The 16,305-nt window shown below is 31.9% G+C and carries 15 protein-coding genes and 1 pseudogene; 2 read left to right on the top strand and 14 right to left on the bottom strand.

From position 1 onward, the window contains the following. Nucleotides 1-39: 39 nt before the first annotated feature. The 13 genes and pseudogenes from LPC11_RS06885 to LPC11_RS06825 all read right to left on the bottom strand — a co-directional run. Nucleotides 40-1,437: pseudogene (locus LPC11_RS06885) on the bottom strand (S41 family peptidase); the annotation flags it as partial. A 485-nt stretch (nucleotides 1,438-1,922) separates the two neighbouring features. Further along, nucleotides 1,923-2,144, bottom strand: a complete 222-nt coding sequence (locus LPC11_RS06880) for a YozE family protein (RefSeq protein WP_002451177.1) — start codon at nucleotides 2,142-2,144, stop codon at nucleotides 1,923-1,925. Beyond that, on the bottom strand, nucleotides 2,144-2,644 hold the full coding sequence (locus tag LPC11_RS06875) for a PTS sugar transporter subunit IIA (protein WP_023372478.1): 501 nt from the start codon (nucleotides 2,642-2,644) through the stop codon (nucleotides 2,144-2,146). The genes LPC11_RS06880 and LPC11_RS06875 overlap by 1 nt, the downstream gene beginning before the upstream one ends. 12 nt (nucleotides 2,645-2,656) lie before the next feature. Continuing rightward, nucleotides 2,657-3,085, bottom strand: coding sequence for a peptide-methionine (R)-S-oxide reductase MsrB (msrB, locus tag LPC11_RS06870; RefSeq protein ID WP_023372480.1), 429 nt, complete (start codon nucleotides 3,083-3,085; stop codon nucleotides 2,657-2,659). Next, entirely contained in the window at nucleotides 3,078-3,605 is a 528-nt protein-coding gene (gene msrA, locus LPC11_RS06865) for a peptide-methionine (S)-S-oxide reductase MsrA (RefSeq protein WP_002466625.1), read from the bottom strand. Before msrA ends, msrB begins: the two co-directional genes overlap by 8 nt. Before the next feature lie 98 nt (nucleotides 3,606-3,703). Beyond that, complete coding sequence (locus tag LPC11_RS06860; protein WP_023372483.1) at nucleotides 3,704-4,546, bottom strand: DegV family protein; 843 nt, start codon at nucleotides 4,544-4,546, stop codon at nucleotides 3,704-3,706. Between the two features lie 12 nt (nucleotides 4,547-4,558). Further along, nucleotides 4,559-5,041: a dihydrofolate reductase gene (locus LPC11_RS06855; protein WP_023372485.1), complete on the bottom strand. Its 483-nt coding sequence runs from the start codon at nucleotides 5,039-5,041 to the stop codon at nucleotides 4,559-4,561. 167 nt (nucleotides 5,042-5,208) lie between these two features. Beyond that, on the bottom strand, nucleotides 5,209-6,165 hold the full coding sequence (locus LPC11_RS06850; protein ID WP_023372487.1) for a thymidylate synthase: 957 nt from the start codon (nucleotides 6,163-6,165) through the stop codon (nucleotides 5,209-5,211). Between the two features lie 242 nt (nucleotides 6,166-6,407). Further along, a complete protein-coding gene (locus tag LPC11_RS06845) occupies nucleotides 6,408-7,727 on the bottom strand; it encodes an ISL3 family transposase (protein ID WP_148519196.1) in 1,320 nt (439 codons plus the stop codon). A 185-nt stretch (nucleotides 7,728-7,912) separates the two neighbouring features. Further along, nucleotides 7,913-8,356, bottom strand: coding sequence for a bacilliredoxin BrxA (gene brxA / locus LPC11_RS06840; protein ID WP_023372489.1), 444 nt, complete (start codon nucleotides 8,354-8,356; stop codon nucleotides 7,913-7,915). 25 nt (nucleotides 8,357-8,381) lie between these two features. Next, the gene (locus LPC11_RS06835; protein WP_023372491.1) at nucleotides 8,382-9,497 is read right to left on the bottom strand and encodes a conserved virulence factor C family protein; all 1,116 of its coding nucleotides are present in this window, start codon (nucleotides 9,495-9,497) and stop codon (nucleotides 8,382-8,384) included. Nucleotides 9,498-9,528: 31 nt separating this feature from the next. After that, a complete protein-coding gene (locus LPC11_RS06830) occupies nucleotides 9,529-9,783 on the bottom strand; it encodes a NifU N-terminal domain-containing protein (RefSeq protein WP_023372493.1) in 255 nt (84 codons plus the stop codon). A 12-nt stretch (nucleotides 9,784-9,795) separates the two neighbouring features. Continuing rightward, the gene (locus tag LPC11_RS06825) at nucleotides 9,796-9,990 is read right to left on the bottom strand and encodes a zinc-finger domain-containing protein (protein WP_015364999.1); all 195 of its coding nucleotides are present in this window, start codon (nucleotides 9,988-9,990) and stop codon (nucleotides 9,796-9,798) included. 318 nt (nucleotides 9,991-10,308) lie between these two features. On the opposite strand from LPC11_RS06825, the gene LPC11_RS06820 reads away from it, so the two are divergent. Then, complete coding sequence (locus LPC11_RS06820; protein WP_023372495.1) at nucleotides 10,309-11,013, top strand: queuosine precursor transporter; 705 nt, start codon at nucleotides 10,309-10,311, stop codon at nucleotides 11,011-11,013. Between the two features lie 159 nt (nucleotides 11,014-11,172). After that, on the top strand, nucleotides 11,173-11,571 hold the full coding sequence (locus tag LPC11_RS06815; protein WP_023372497.1) for a ribonuclease HI family protein: 399 nt from the start codon (nucleotides 11,173-11,175) through the stop codon (nucleotides 11,569-11,571). 59 nt (nucleotides 11,572-11,630) lie between these two features. Here the strand turns inward: LPC11_RS06815 and LPC11_RS12595 are convergent, their stop codons facing one another. Beyond that, nucleotides 11,631-16,301: a DUF1542 domain-containing protein gene (locus LPC11_RS12595; RefSeq protein WP_443028893.1), complete on the bottom strand. Its 4,671-nt coding sequence runs from the start codon at nucleotides 16,299-16,301 to the stop codon at nucleotides 11,631-11,633. Between the last annotated feature and the right edge of the window lie 4 nt (nucleotides 16,302-16,305).

Raw genomic sequence — 16,305 nt, 5'->3', positions numbered from 1 at the left:
TTCTCATCTTTAAATTCACGCTTTTAAATGATTTTAAACTTATTTTAATTTCTTAAGCAGTTGATCTAAAACGGTATCATTTTTATTAGATTTTTCGACTAGTTTTTGAGTGAATTTATCATTTGTTTCTTTATCAAATTCACCATTAACAGTTAAATTATTGTCTTTTTGGAAAGATTTAATTGCTGACTCTAAACTTGCATCAAATGATTTAGATTCATTATCTACTTTGAAACCAAGCGCGGTTAAACCAATTTTCATGGTTTTAACATGTTTATTGTTATCTCCTAACTTGTACGTCTTATCATTAGGAATAACGCTTAATGATTGATACTTAGGTGTAGCAATTTCAACATCAGGTTTAATACCTTTACCGTGAATATAATGACCATCAGGTGTTAACCATTTCATTTCAGTATATTTTAATAAAGAACCATCATTGAATTCACGTGTCGTTTGTACAATACCTTTACCAAATGACTTAGAACCGTAAACTTTTGCTTTATGATAATCTTTGAGGACACCAGTAAATACTTCTGAGGCACTTGCTGAACCTTCATTGATTAAGATAGACACTTTCATATCTTTTGCTTCTTTTAAAGGATCATTTTCAGTTTTAAGCTGTTGTTTGTCGTCACCTTTTTGAAGTTGAACAACTGTTTTGTCTTTATCAATGAAAATATTAGCCATTTTAACTGCTTCGTCTAATAATCCTCCAGGGTTATTTCGTAAGTCTAATACGATGTTACGCACACCTTGCTTATGCGCTTTCTTAATCGCATTTTTCAATTCGCCTGATGTGTTGTTTTGGAATTTGTTAATTGTAATGACGCCAACATTGTCTTTTTTCTCATATTCAACGCTTTTAACATGGATTGTATCACGTTTAATGGCAATATCTTTTTCAACTGAGCCACGTTTAATCGTTAATGTCACTTTGGTACCTTTTTTACCACGTACCATTTTTACAACTTCATCAAGTGGTTTATTTTTGATTGATTTATGATTAACTGCAGTAACGACGTCTTTTGGTTTGATGCCTGCTTTTTCTGCAGGAGAACCTTTCATTGGACTCGTAATACTGATTTGATCATTTTTCTTTTGCATTTCTGCTCCGATACCTACAAAATCACCAGACACACCTTCATTGAATGATTTGGTTTGTTCTTTTGTCATGTACTCTGAATAAGGATCTTTTAATTCTTTGACCATTCCATCTATTGCTGCTTGAGAAAGTTTATCGGATTTTTCATTTTTGTAGTAATCTTTATTTAATGTTTTATAGACATATTCAATTTTATGTAAATTAGCACGTTGTTCTTTATTCAGTCCACTCATTTGATGACTAATTAACAATGTAGCTGCTACAGTAATAGCTGCAGTAATCAAAATAATGCCAATAATGAGTGTAATCAAATGCCATAATTTAAGATGAATTTTCTTTTTAGCTTTATCCTTCTTTTTCTGCTGCTTTACTTCTTGTTGATCTTGTTCGATTTGTTCGTCTTTATCATTCGTCACATAATCACTCCCTTAATCTTTGGTGACCATTCAAATTGATGTATTCAATTAAAAACATTGATAATACATTATTATTTTAGTATGTTACTTTTTATTTAACTAGCGATTTGATTTCCAAAAAGATACTTATAGTATGTATGGATTAATTTGGAAAATCAACTGAAATATCAGCGGCTAAAGCATAGGGCGTATTTGTATACTAGATGGAATTAAATAGAATAAAAGAAAAGAGGTAGAGACATTAAGGTTTAATGCTTTAGAAACCAATGTAACGGTATCTAAAAAGCAGTATTGAAAGAATTGCGCTCACGATTTAATAAGTATTGTACTATCATAATGTTTATCGTTTTAAGCAATTCAAATCTTAAACGCTTACGTCCCGACCTCTTTAAATGTAAATGCTAAAATTTTAACCATTCAGTATATTCTTCGTATAAATCATCAAAAACAGACATAGATAATGTGAAATCTCCATGTGTTTCAATATAGTCAGAAAGAGTATTGAAATCATTCTCATGACGCGGAAAGGCTAAATCTTCAAAAATTTGTTCAGCTAAGCGCCCTTTATCATCTTTTCTACCTCTAACTGTCATAGCAAATTGATAAAATGAATAATTCTTCATTAGTTCATTGTCACATCAATAACTTTTGTTTCACCTTTAACAACTGCGTTAACGTCTTCAAAGTGAATAGATGCTGTTTGATCAGAGTTTGTAATAATAACTGGGGAAATAACTGATTTTGCATTGTTTTTGATGTATTCAACATCAAATTTGATGATTGGGTCTCCAACTTTAACTGTGTCTCCACTGTCTACAAGTACTTCAAAGCCTTCTCCATCAAGTTGTACCGTATCTAACCCGATATGAACTAATAATTCAAGACCATTCTCTGCTTTTAATCCAATTGCATGTTTTGTAGGGAATACATTATCTACATTACCTTCAATCGGAGATACTACAGTACCTTCAGTTGGATTAATACCGAAACCTTCACCCATCATTTTTTGAGCGAAAACTGGATCTGGGATATCCTCGATTTTTACATATTCTCCAGATAGTGGTGCATAAATTTGAATATTCTTATCTACTTCTTTACCTTTACCAAATAATTTTTTAAACATAGTGTTTCACTCCTATTTCTCAAAGTGTTGTATTAAGTCACCGTAACCTAATTCTTCTAATTTATCATAAGGAATAAATTGTATTGCTGCTGAGTTGATGCAATATCTTAATCCACCCTTATCTTTTGGACCATCATTAAACACATGGCCTAAGTGACTGTTAGCATCTTCAGAACGTACTTCTGTTCTAATCATACCAAACGTTTTATCTACTAATTCAATGATTTCGTCATCATCAATGGCTTTTGAAAAACTTGGCCATCCACAATCAGATTCAAATTTTTCTTCTGACGTAAATAATGGTTTGCCTGAAAGTTTATCTACATAAATACCTTTTTCAAAATGATTCCAATATTCATTTTGAAATGGTGGCTCGGTACCATTTTCTTGGGTAACAAGATATTCCATATCATTAAGTTCGTCTTTATTCTTTTTAATCATGTTGAGTCCCCCAATGTGTTTCTATAAATGCTTTTCTGCCTGATCCACGTTGGTATTGTTCATAATGCATAGGATTCTTTTTATAGTAATCTTGATGATAATCTTCTGCAGGATAGAAATTTTTATATGGTTTAATTGGTGTAATAACAGGTTTCTTAAATATACCTTGTTCATCAATTTGTTGTTTTTTTAAGATGGCAGCTTTACGCTGTTCTTCGTCATGATAAAAGATGACAGGTTGATAACTTTCGCCTCGATCGAAAAATTGACCACCATCATCTGTAGGATCAAAAGTCTTGAAATAAACATCTAATATATTTTCAAATGAAGTTATTTCTGGATTATAAGTAATTTGGACAGCTTCAACATGTCCTGTTTGATTAGTACATACTTGTTCGTAAGTAGGGTTTTCTACATGACCACCACTATATCCAGAGACTACTGATTCAATGCCAGGATATGATGTGAATGGTTTAACCATACACCAAAAACAACCGCCAGCTAATGTCGCATAAGCCATTTGATTGCCTCCTTCCTATTCTTGTTAATAATTTACGATATTATTAGATAGAAATAAAGATAAACGCTCAAAGGCTAGAAGGCATTGAAAGCGATTATTTATTTTTCTCGAACGACAACCAAACCAATTGCACCTTTTCCAGTATGTGTAGTGACAACTGGTGTTGTGATGTTAACATCGTAATCTTGACAATTGAATGCCTCAGTAAAGGTATTTTTAACTTTATCAACAAAATCTAACGCACTTGCATGCGTAATACCTACTGATTTAATTTTATGATTTTCTATGAATTCTGAAATTTCTTTTTTTAGATAATTGATACTAGTATTTTGAGTTCTAGCGTTATGTACTAACTCTAATTTACCATCATTTAATGTACCTATTGGTTTGATTTTCATGATATTACCAATAAGTCCTTTAGTCTTACTTACACGGCCACCTTTAATAAGTTGGTTTAATTGTCCAATGACAACAAATAGCTTCGTGTTTTCTTGTAATTCTTTAACGCTTTTTACGATATCAGTTGTAGATGTACCTTGTTCTATCAATTCAACAATATGTTTAATTTGATAAGCCAAACCGTTTGAAATTGATTTAGAATCTATGACTGTCACATTCGCATCTACCATTTCACTTGCTTGATATGCTGTATTATATGTACCACTTAAGCCAGATGACATATGAATACTGATAATTTCCACATCATCACCTGCAAGTTCTTCGTATAGGTTAATAAATTCACCGATAGCAGGTTGGCTTGTCTTAACATCAGCATCTTGTTCCATATATTCAATATATTCTTCAGAAGTAATCTCAATTTGATCAATATATGATTTACCGTCAATTGTAACGTTCAAAGGTATAACATTGATTGAATTCTCCTTTAAATAGCTTTGAGGTAAATCTGATGTAGAATCCGTAACGATAACTTGCTTAACCATAAATAACTCCTCCTATGACTTTTTCCTTTTTAAATGTAAAAATGTATGTGGAATTGTACTTTTTTCATCTAGTTTACCTTCAACTGATGACTCAACTTCCCATTCTTCAAAAGTGTAAGGAGGAAAGAATGTATCACCTTGAAATTTTCCATCTACCACAGTAATAAACATATCGTCTACTTTATCTATCATTTCTTCAAATAATGTTTGACCACCAAAAATAAATACGTGGCCTTCTAATTGTTGAATCTCTTCGAAAGAATGAATGACATCCACACCTTCAGGATGAAAAGACATATTTTTAGTCAAAACCACATTCCGTCTATTTGGTAAAGGTTTGCCAATAGATTCGTAAGTTTTTCGTCCCATGACTAACGTATGACCTGTTGTTAATTCTTTAACATGCTTAAGGTCATTAGGTAAGTGCCATGGTAATTGATTTTGGTAACCTATAACTCTTTGTTGATCATGTGCGACTAAAATAGATAATGTCATTTCATTGTCCTCCTTGGTATGTGGGCGTTAATATATCGATTTCATAAATTTAATGTAACATAAATTGAATACAATTCGTTACAATAACGTGGTTTATACTGATAATTTTATGATAAAAATTGAAAAATTTCTCATAATTATACTAAGATACAAAATTTTCTTAAATACTATACAGCAATAGGTGCTTTGATAGCTGGATGTGATTCGTAATTAATTAGTTCAATATCTTCGTAATCAATATCGAATATGGATTTGTCAGTGTTAATCTTAATTTGTGGTGGATTGAAACTATCTCGGGATAATTGTGTTTCGACTGCATCCATATGATTAGAGTAAATATGTGCATCACCGAAAGTATGAACAAATTCACCAACTTCAAGTCCGCATTCTTTAGCAATGAGATGAGTAAGTAATGCATAACTTGCAATATTAAATGGTACGCCTAAGAAGATATCGGCACTACGTTGATATAATTGGCAACTTAATTTACCATCTTGTACGTAGAACTGAAACATTGTATGGCATGGTGGCAATGCCATAGTATCAATCTCAGTAGGATTCCAAGCGGACACGATATGACGTCTTGAATTAGGATGTTGTTTTATTTGTTCAATCACAGTTTTAAGTTGATCAAAATGATTGCCGTCTTTGTCTTCCCAATCTCTCCATTGTTTACCATATACATTCCCTAAATCACCGTATTTTTGCGCAAATGAATCATCATTTAAAATATTTTCTTTGAATTTTTTCATTTCAGCTTTATATAATTCATTAAATTCACTATCTTGTAGTGAGCGATGTCCGAAATTTGTCATATCTGGTCCATGATAGTCTTCTGAGTTGATATAATTTTCAAAAGCCCACTCATTCCAAATATTATTATTATATTGAAGAAGATATTTAATATTTGTATCCCCTTTAATAAACCAAAGTAATTCTGTTGCTACGAGTTTAAAAGATACTTTTTTAGTAGTTAATAATGGAAATCCCTTAGATAAATCAAATCTAAGTTGATGTCCAAATTTAGAAATGGTTCCTGTATGAGTACGATCATCTCTTTGATTTCCTATTTTTAAAATTTCTTCACAGAGACCGTGATAAGCTGCATCAAATGAATTGAGCATAATGATGACATCCTTTCTTTATAGTCTGTATTGATGTGTCTTTGGCATATTTACCAAAATTTAACATTAATTTTATTATACTGAGAATTAATCGTTGAAAAAAGTAGTAAGCCAGATATGTGTAAAATGTAATTTATTTTTTATGTCAAAAAACATACAAAAAGAGTAGTACAGCCTCACATCTCAACATGTACTGAGAAATCTGGTTCTATGTCAACGTCGGTTGGTAATGGAATTAAGTACTAAGCAACTCTATTCAGTTGCTTAGTACTTTTTTTATATTCACTTACAAATATCCTAGAAATAATCAATATTCGATTTCTAAAATTATAAAAATTTCTATAACCATAAGAGACTCGCTTAATAAGCTTAATTTTATTATTTATTCCCTCAATAGGGCCATTTGTTAGATGTGGATATCGAATTGTATTTGTAATATAGGGTAAATATTTTATCAACGTATTAATTACTCGTTTTAAACCTTTGGATAGATCATGTTTTTTCGAAGTATATAAACTATAGGTTAATTGTTTAATGTTATTAGATTTTAAGGCGTCTGAAATTAAATGACCCATTTCATACGTTGCTTTAAGTTGACCATCTAAACTTAATAAATATTGGACAAGGCTATACTGACTCTGCCATGTAGTAAAAAGCCTAAATTGATGATAATGCATTCGGTTCAAATCGTGTGGTGTCTTAAGTAACAGCTTCCAATACCGCTTTAATTTATTATAATTCGGCCTATCCTTTCTTCGAAATTCATTCATAACTTTAATCCGAGTTCGATTGATTTCGCGAGTTATTGCTTGAACAATGTGGAAACGATCAATGATAATTTTTGCTTCTGGAAACAGTGATTCAATAAGCGAAATATATGGAACATACATATCAATAGATATACTCTTAACATTTTTACGTTGTTTTCTAGAGAACCTTAAAAAATATTCTTTGAGTTTAAATTGGCGACGATCTGGTAAGATATCGATGATATCGTGCGTGATACTATCACAATAAATAAAACTCATTGCGCCATCCACATCTTTTGTAGATTTGAATTCATCAAAAGATAAATGTTTCGGCAACTCGCTATTAGGAGTTGTTTTAACAGAAGAACTGACTTCCTTTAAATATCGATGTACAGTGGAAGGTGAAATAAACAAGCTATTAGCTACGTCTTTTTCAGAACTTACTTTGGCTAATTTCTTCATCATCATTAGTTTAACATCTTTGGAAATTCTACAACGTGGCTCAATATAAGGTGTTTGAGCCGTAAATGTTTGACCACATTCCTTACAATAAAAACGTTGCTTTTTTAACTGTAGGTACGCAGGTCGTTCAAGAATTAAACCCATATATACTTTAGTTTCTCGAAATCCGTGTTTAATGATTAAGTGATTATCGTTTTTAATACCACAACATTCACATCCCATAGGGATGTACGTCAAAATCCCTTTGTATAGTAAACATCGAACGTTTTTATGAACATACAAGCCAAGTTTTTGAGTGATTTTTAAGTTTTCTACTTCAATTCCAATGATTTCTGATATATCATTACACATAGGCACAATATCTCTCCTTACTTATTTGTTTAGCCACTTATAATTATAGAGATATTTGTGCTTTTTTGTGTCTAAAAGATAAAACGGCTAGTGAATTTTATTCACCAACCGTTAAAAATATACAACCAGAAATCTGCACTACTCAACCTACCCTATTATTATCATGTATATGTGTTAAAATTTGATTATTTTACTTCACAATGATCATCAAAAGCATCTTTTAAGTCCATTGCAATGTCATTGATGTCTCTACCTTCGATATGCTCTCTTGGCATAAAATGGACTAGATTTTGCCCCTTAAATAAAGCGAATGATGGACTAGATGGTACTTGTTGAATATATTCGCGCATTGTTGCAGTTGCTTCTTTATCTTGTCCAGCAAATACTGTGACTTTATTTGTGGGTTTCGCTTCGTTTTGTTCTGCAACAGCAACAGCAGCTGGTCGTGCTAATCCAGCAGCACAACCACAAGTAGAGTTGATTACGACGAAAGTTGTGTCATTATCATTGACTTGTTTCATGTATGATTCTACAGCTTCACTCGTTTCTAAACTTTCAAATTGGTGATCTGTTAGTTCAGAACGCATTTGTTGAGCGAGCTCTTTCATATATTGTTCATATGCATTCATATTGATATTCTCCTTTATTAATTGATTAGGATTTATTTCTATTAGCAATTTGTTTCCAAACAGAGCCGAGTGCTTCATCGCCCTTTTCTATTCTAGAAATAGCCATTTCAATTTGTAATTTAACTTCATATGCTGAGTCATTAGCATGAGCTTTTAGACTATCTAATTGTTGTTCGTTTCCTTCATCAAATATAAACATTGCTGCTCTCCAGCGAACGATTTTTTGAGGATCATCAAGTGCCTTTTCCATTTCTGGTAGTGCTTCTTTATATCCTAAATCACTTAGACAATCACCTGCTGTACGTCGTACTGCAGGACTTTTATCATGTAATCCCTTATAAATATATGGTAGGATTTGGCGATCTTCAATCATTCCTAATAACACAATTGCTTCACGACGTAGTGGCACTTTTTCTTCATTTAATGCAGCGTCCAATAAAGGAATATCATCAAATGTCGGTGTTGGGAATGATTTCAACATTCTTAATTTTTCTTTCCAGTCTGAAGCTTGCTGATAAGTTTCAAGCGATACATGTTGGTAGTGGTTTTCTGGAATGACAATATCTGTTTCTAATGCTTCTTTAATTAGTTGTTGAATTCGTTCTTCTGGATATAGTGCTAATGTTTCTTCATATACATCATTCATAACATCTTCGATATCTCCATATCGAATGCCAAAGTCTTCCCATTTTCTTAAAAAGACTACGTTATCGCTATCTTTTTGAGCTTTAAGCATACTATCTACGTAAAATTCTGGTAATTGTTTACGTTTTTCATCATGTCCAGTGGTTAGTTTGATTTGATAAGGTATCCCCTTAAACATTAAAACCTCAGCTTTAACTTCTCCAAAGTGTTCATCTGGTTGTACTTCTTGTTGTGTTTGATCTTCCTTATTTAAGGTAGATGTAATTAAAGGTAAGACTTCTTCCCAATCGGCTTTAGGTTGTTTATCGATTGCTAAGAAATCCATAACATAGAAAATGGACTTCACGCCATCAAGTTCTAATAAATCATTAATAAATTGTGGTTGTTTATCATTAATTGTTGTATAAGTATTCGATTGATTATCTTGCCTTTTCTCTGTCAAGACGATTTTCATCGTATTAGGACTCGGTGTAGGTTCTACACGTAAAATTTCCATAGTCTTTGTCCCTCCATGCAATCAGATTTACTTATTGATTGAACTTATCTTCGATTTGAGGGATTAGCGTTTGCCAATCTGCTTGATCCTCTTTATCAACTGAGATGAAATCCATAACATAAAAAATAGATTTTACACCTTCGATTTCAAATAATGCGTTAATGAATTCAGGTTGCCCTTCTTCTGCTGATGTATAAGTATTAGATTTCATATCTTCTCGTGATTCACTTAAAGTGATTTTCATAGTATTGTGATTTGGTGTTTCTGAGATTGAAACAATTTCCATAACAATTACCTCCTATTGAAGTTCATTTCCTATTTGCTTAATTTGTTTACCAATTGAACATTCATTGATACAAAAATGATGTGCCTGTGTCTTGTTTTCGGTCTTTCTTATATGCGACTTTAATGGGCATTGATGACAATACGTAGTCAATAATTGATCAATTTGATTTATAGCTTGTTGTTCGGAATAAGTAAGGATACTCTCCACTCCCTTTAGCTATAGAAATTTTTTATGTCGCAAAAAAAGAGTCGGGGCATTAACGTAGCGCATATGACATGTCTTATATGCCAAGTTCATCTAATCTACTGTCTTTGACTCATTAATTCACATGTCGATATTATAGCATTTATTAACCATGATTGAACAACAATCAATTTGTCTTTCTAATATTTCATTTTTAAATAAATATAACATTTCGTGGAATCGAATATCGCATTGCATAAAATACTATTTTAGAGTAAAATGGTTAAGTTATTTTAGCGGTTTCTAAACACCCGCATTAACAAAATTTAGGAGGAAAATGATATGTATAATGAATTGTTTGGCGTTGCTACCTTTTTAGTGACGTTTATATTAATGGTAGTGATGTATCGTATGTTTGGTAAACAAGGATTACTAGCATGGGTAGCGATTGGAACGATTATCGCAAATATTCAAGTCATCAAAACGATAGAAATATTCGGTATTTCAGCTACTTTAGGTAATGTGATGTTTGCTTCTATTTATTTAGCAACGGATATTTTAAATGATATTTATGGAAGAAAAGTAGCGAAACGTGCAGTTTGGTTAGGTTTCTCTTCAACTTTAGTTATGATAATTGTAATGCAAATGTCATTACATTTTATTCCAGCCCCTGAAGATACTGCGCAAAATGCTTTCCATGCCATTTTTGATGTTGTACCTAGAATTGCATTAGGTTCAATTGTTGCTTATATCATAGGTCAACACGTGGATGTATTTATATTTTCATTAATTAAAAAGCTATTTAGTTCAGATAAAACATTTATCATTAGAGCTTATGGAAGTACCATTATCAGCTCTATCATTGATACAGCATTATTTGTATCCATTGCGTTTATAGGTAGTTTACCTGGCATGGCCGTTTTTGAAATCTTTATCACGACATATGTTTTAAAACTTGTGTCTACGATTTTCAACGTCCCATTTGGATACATTGCCAAATCATTCTACCGTAAAGGTAAAATCACTAAATTAGATGAAGGCTTTTAAATCACTTATTAAATATTTATCGCTTTACTCAATGTTTTAATTGTGTAAAGCGATTTTTTATTTATGATAATTAAAATTTGATGAATTTATACCTCTTTTTGTGATTAAATTAAAAGTAATTAGATTAGTTTAAAACACATAAATGAAGTAGGTGCAAACATGGCGAAGATTAATTTTGATGCTGCAACTAAAGGCAATCCAGGTATAAGTACATGTGCTGTTGTCATTAAAGAAGAAGATCAACATCACGTGTTTACCCATAATTTAGGAGAAATGGATAATCATAGTGCTGAATGGGCAGCATGTATACATGCGTTAGAACATGCAAGAGAATTAAAAGTAAATAATGCCCTTTTATACACGGATTCAAAGTTAATTGCAGATAGTGTAGAAGCAGGATATGTAAAAAATGCTAAATTCAAACCTTATTTTGAACAATTAGAGATTTTAGAGCAAGACTTTGATTTGTTGTTTGTGAAATGGGTACCTCGAGAACAAAATAAAGAAGCCAATCAACATGCCCAACAAGCATTATATAAAATGTTAAAAGCTAAATAATATAAAAAGAGCACCGATTGAAGTGATTTCAATCGGTGCTCCTTTATTTTGAGGAACAATTATCTTTTACGTTTAGAAGATTTTTTTGATTTCTTTTTCTTTCTTTTAGAAGCTACAACTTTTTTATTTTTAGTTGTTGTTTTTCTTTTTGGTTTTGGTGATGTCTCTTTGCTTTCTTTTTTCTTTTTAGCAATCAGTGGTGCAACGTGGGAATCATCATCTTTTAATGATTGTTTCTTTTGAGATAATTCAGTTCCTTTCTTATTGCTTTCTTCTTCGTTGTTCTTTTTCTTTTTAGCAACTAACAATGGTGTGTGGTCGACATCATCGACTAAGTGTTTGTGCTTCTTATGTTGTTGTGAAGAATGATTTTCTGTTTCATCTTCCTCTTCTTTTTTACGACGTTTTGCTAATATGAACCAGAATCCTGCTAATAAACCTGATATACCCACAAATCCAAGAGTATTTTTTAATAAATCTATAAAACCATTTGATGTCTTATGGTGTTTGAAGCTGTCATTAGGTTCTTCAGTATCTTTCTTCGCATGTTTATTAGTTATAAGATCTTTTAGACTTTCTGTTGCATTTTCGCTAGAACCATTAAATGTTTTAAATTGGTTAGTGTTAAGCGTTCTTGTTAAATCGAACAAGGATGGATAAGTGAGTCTTGGTTGAGTCGGAATGTTTAAATTCCATCCTGTTATATCAACAGAAAGAATACGTGCGATGCCATCATTTAATGCTTGATCAACGGCTTGTTGTGATTGCGCATTATAAATATTTCTAATTGTATCGTTTAAGATATCATAGATTCTATTTAATGCCTCTTGTTTTTGATTATGTGTTCCTATAGAACTATTTTGGATATTTCTAGCTTTTTGATTAGCAATTTGATTAATAGATGAAATGGCATTGTTTTTATGCTTAGCTAAGTCGTTAGCAACAGGTTTGAATTGATTAATTGTTGCTTGATATTGAGCTTTTTGCTTGTTGATTTCAGTTAAAGTGGTTGCATCGTTTATCGCATGGATAGCGTTGGCTTTTAACTTATTCAGTTGTTCGATTGCAACTTGTTTTTCTTTATCTGATAGATCTTTTCTAGCGTTAATTTCATCTATTTTTTGTTTGATTGCATTTTCAATTGCTTTTTGTGCACTATCTTTTGCTTGATCAATAGTAAACGCATTAGGGTTAAAGTGATTAATTTGATCTTGACCACTTTGTTTAGCATGATCAACGTCATCTTGATTAGTGGATTTATTGATATTGTCAATTACTTGTTGTTTTAATTTATTTATTTGAGCAATCGCAGCGTCTTTTTGTCCTTGCGTTAAAGTAGTGTTGTTATTTATATCATTAATTTTATTTCGGGTTACATCTTCTATATCTTTAATTGCTTGTTGTTTAGCTACTGTTAATGCTTTTTCAATCACTTTAACAGGTACGTAAACAATCACTTTTGATCCATTTGCCAAAGTAATTTCAACGCGTGCATCTAATTCATTAGATACGCTTGATGTATTTGGTATTTCTAATACTTTCGCTTTTATTTGATCACTTAAGTTGATATGTTGAAGCACCTCATCATTAGTTATGACTTCGTCACGTTGGACAACAATTTCTCCATTAACCAATACCTGTTGCGCAGATGCTTTAGGTAATTCGTTTGTGACTGGTTGTTGATCTATTTCCCAAATAGGTGCATTTTGAATTTGATTAATTCCTTTAGTTAATGCATTTGAAATTTCGTCTTTTGTTCTAGCATTTTCGATATTGTTCAATGCTTGGTTTTCAAAATCATCGATTTCTTTCAATGCTTTCGCTTTTTGCTCATCTGTAAGATTTGGATTGCTATTAATTTCATCTCGTTTTGCATTAGCAATATCTTTAATCGCTTGTTTTGCATCTACTTTAGACTGAATTAAATCTTTAAGTTTGTTTAAAGCGTTGTTGAATTGATCTTTGGCACTTTGAATTTGTTCTTTAGTTCTAGCATTCGAAATATCTGTGTTCGCTTGTTGTTGTAATTGATGAATTTGCACTTTTAAAGCGTCTTTTTCTGCATCAGATAGATTTGGATTTTGATCGATTGCATCTATTAATGCTTGACTATGTTGATCAATATCTTGTTTAGCATCATTTTGAGCTTTCGGTATTTCGTTAGCATGAATTTGATCAATAGCTTGACTGCCATTATTTTCAACATTATCTACTGCTTGATTAGTTGTTGTTTTATTAATATCATTGATTGTTTGATTTGCAATAGCTTCGGCTTTGTTTTTAGCATCTATCTTATCTTGTTCAGTCGCATTTGCATCATCAATATTATTGATTTTATCTGCTAATGTTTTATTGATCGCTTGGATTGCTTTGTTTTTAGCGTCCTGCAATCTCGAATCGCCATTTAATTGAGATATTGCTTCTTTAAGTGTTTGTATTGCACCTTGGATATCGTTTGTATCTCCAACTTCATTATCAGTACCTTTTAGTAATTTAATAGCATCATCTTTAGCTTGAGTAAAGTTCGCTTTAGTATCATCATCTGCATTTTGATAATTAATACTATTTTCGCTATTTGGAACATCATTATTTACAATATCTTTCAATGCTTTCATCGCATCATTTAAATCAATTTGATTATTGATGATGTCATTAAGAGTATCTAAATCATCAGCTTGAGCAACTAATTGATGTGCTAAGTTTCTTTGATTTGGATTTAAGTTTTCTAAACTATCGATAAATTGATCAGCTTTACCTTTAGCTTTAGAAACGTTTTGATCACCATTAAGGGCGTTTTCAGTATTGATTATCTCTTGTTTTAAAGACTCTACTTCTTCATTTGTTAAAGCATTGCCTTTAGCTTTGTTCAATACATCATGTGCACGATCTACAACAGTGTTGTAATTCGCTTTTAACTCATCATCAGCATCGATATAATTCGAACTTGCTTTGACTGGCGCTTCTGTTCGTTGAACATATTGATTTAAAGCATTCATAGATTGATCTAAAGTTGTTGCTTTTTGAACCGCTTGAGTTACATCACCTAAGGTATTAGCAGAATTAATTTGTTGTTCTGCCATTTGATTTTGAGCATTATTCAGATGTTTTAATTGATCTAATTTGTTTAATGCATCAGATTTGGAATCATTTAATCTTTGGTTGCCATTTAATGCATCTTTTGTATGATTGATTGCATCTTTAAGTTGATTAATTTGATCGGTTGTTAAATTAGAACCAGTTGGATGATCTAATGCTTGTTGTGCTTGCGTGATAGCTTCATCAAAATCATGTTTGAGTTGTGTATCGGCATTTATATAATTACCTGTTTGTTTCGTTGGCTCATTATTATCGTTAACTGCTTGTTGAAGTTCATTCATTGCATGATTTAACGTAGTAGCCTCATTAACGATACTTTGAATATCATTTAAATCGTTGGCATTGTTAATGCGATCGATTATCGCTTGATGTTGTGCTTGATTTAAAGCAGTTAATTGATCAATATTTTGAGTTGCATTTGCTTTCGCTTCTGTAACTTTTTCATCACCATTCAAATCATGTTTAGCATTTTCAATCGCTGTAATAGCTTGTTCAACTTCTTGTTGTGTCGCATTTTGAGTTAGAAGTTGTTGTGCTTGTGCTATTGCTTGATTATATGCAGTTTGTTTGTCAGGATCAGCTTGCGTGAAATCAACTGTATTTGTTACATGATTATGTTCATCAATCGCTTGTTGTAATTGATCAGTCGAATGATCTAATTGATGTGATTGATCTTCAATTTGAGCAATTGATTTTAAAGTAGTTGCTTGATTAACTTGATCTTTCATCGCTGATTTTTGCTCATCATTGAGATGTGGTTGTTGATCAATATCTTGAATAGTTTGTGCCTTTGCATTAGTTACACGTGCATTTCCATCTAGATCATTTATTGCTTGTTGTAAAGATCTTATTGCATTTTCAACATCTGTTTGAGTTGCATTAGGTCCTGTTTGTATATCTGTAATATGCGTTGCATTTGTTAAAGATTGGTTGAAAGCATCTTGCTTTTCAGTAGATGCCTCTGTGTAATTAGGATCCGCTTTGTCTCTATTTGCTTGATTCACTACATCTTTAAGTTTACCCATTGCTTGATCAAGTTGATTTGCAGATTGGACGATTTGAGTAACTTCATTTCTTGTTGTTGCTTGGTTAACCGCATCTTTCGCAGATTCAAGTTGATCATGATTTAAGTTGCTTAGCCCATTTAAATCAGTTAGTGCTTGTTGTTGTGCTTGAGCAAGTTTTTGATTTCCGTGTAGATTTGCGATAGCGTCGTTTACTTCTTGTATTGCTTGATCTACATGATTTTTATCCATGATAGGATCTGTTGTTTTATCGACAATTGCTTTGGCATTTGAAACGGCTTGTTTATATGCTTGTTGCTCAGGTGAATCTTCATTAATAAATTGACTACTTGATTCAATTTGTGGCTGGTCTTGAATGGCATTTCTCAATGTATTCATCGCTTGATTTAATGCTTTTGCTTGAGCGACAATTTCAGCGACCTCATTACGAGTTGGTGCTTGATTAATTTGACTTTCAAATGTGTTACGTTGAGCGTCATTTAAGCCATTAAGTTGATTTAAATTTGTAATCGCTTGTTGTTTATCATTTTGAAGTTTTTCATCACCGTGTAAATGATCTTTCGCATTTGTAACAGCTTGTGTAAGTTGTTGAACTTGTGTGCTATCCAATGTT

Origin of the sequence: Staphylococcus sp. HL28 (genome assembly GCF_021117155.1) — a bacterium.
Taxonomy (GTDB): Bacteria; Bacillota; Bacilli; order Staphylococcales; family Staphylococcaceae; genus Staphylococcus; species Staphylococcus warneri.
Note: the sequence above shows the minus strand (reverse complement) of the source record. Positions and strands in the feature narration are given on the sequence as shown.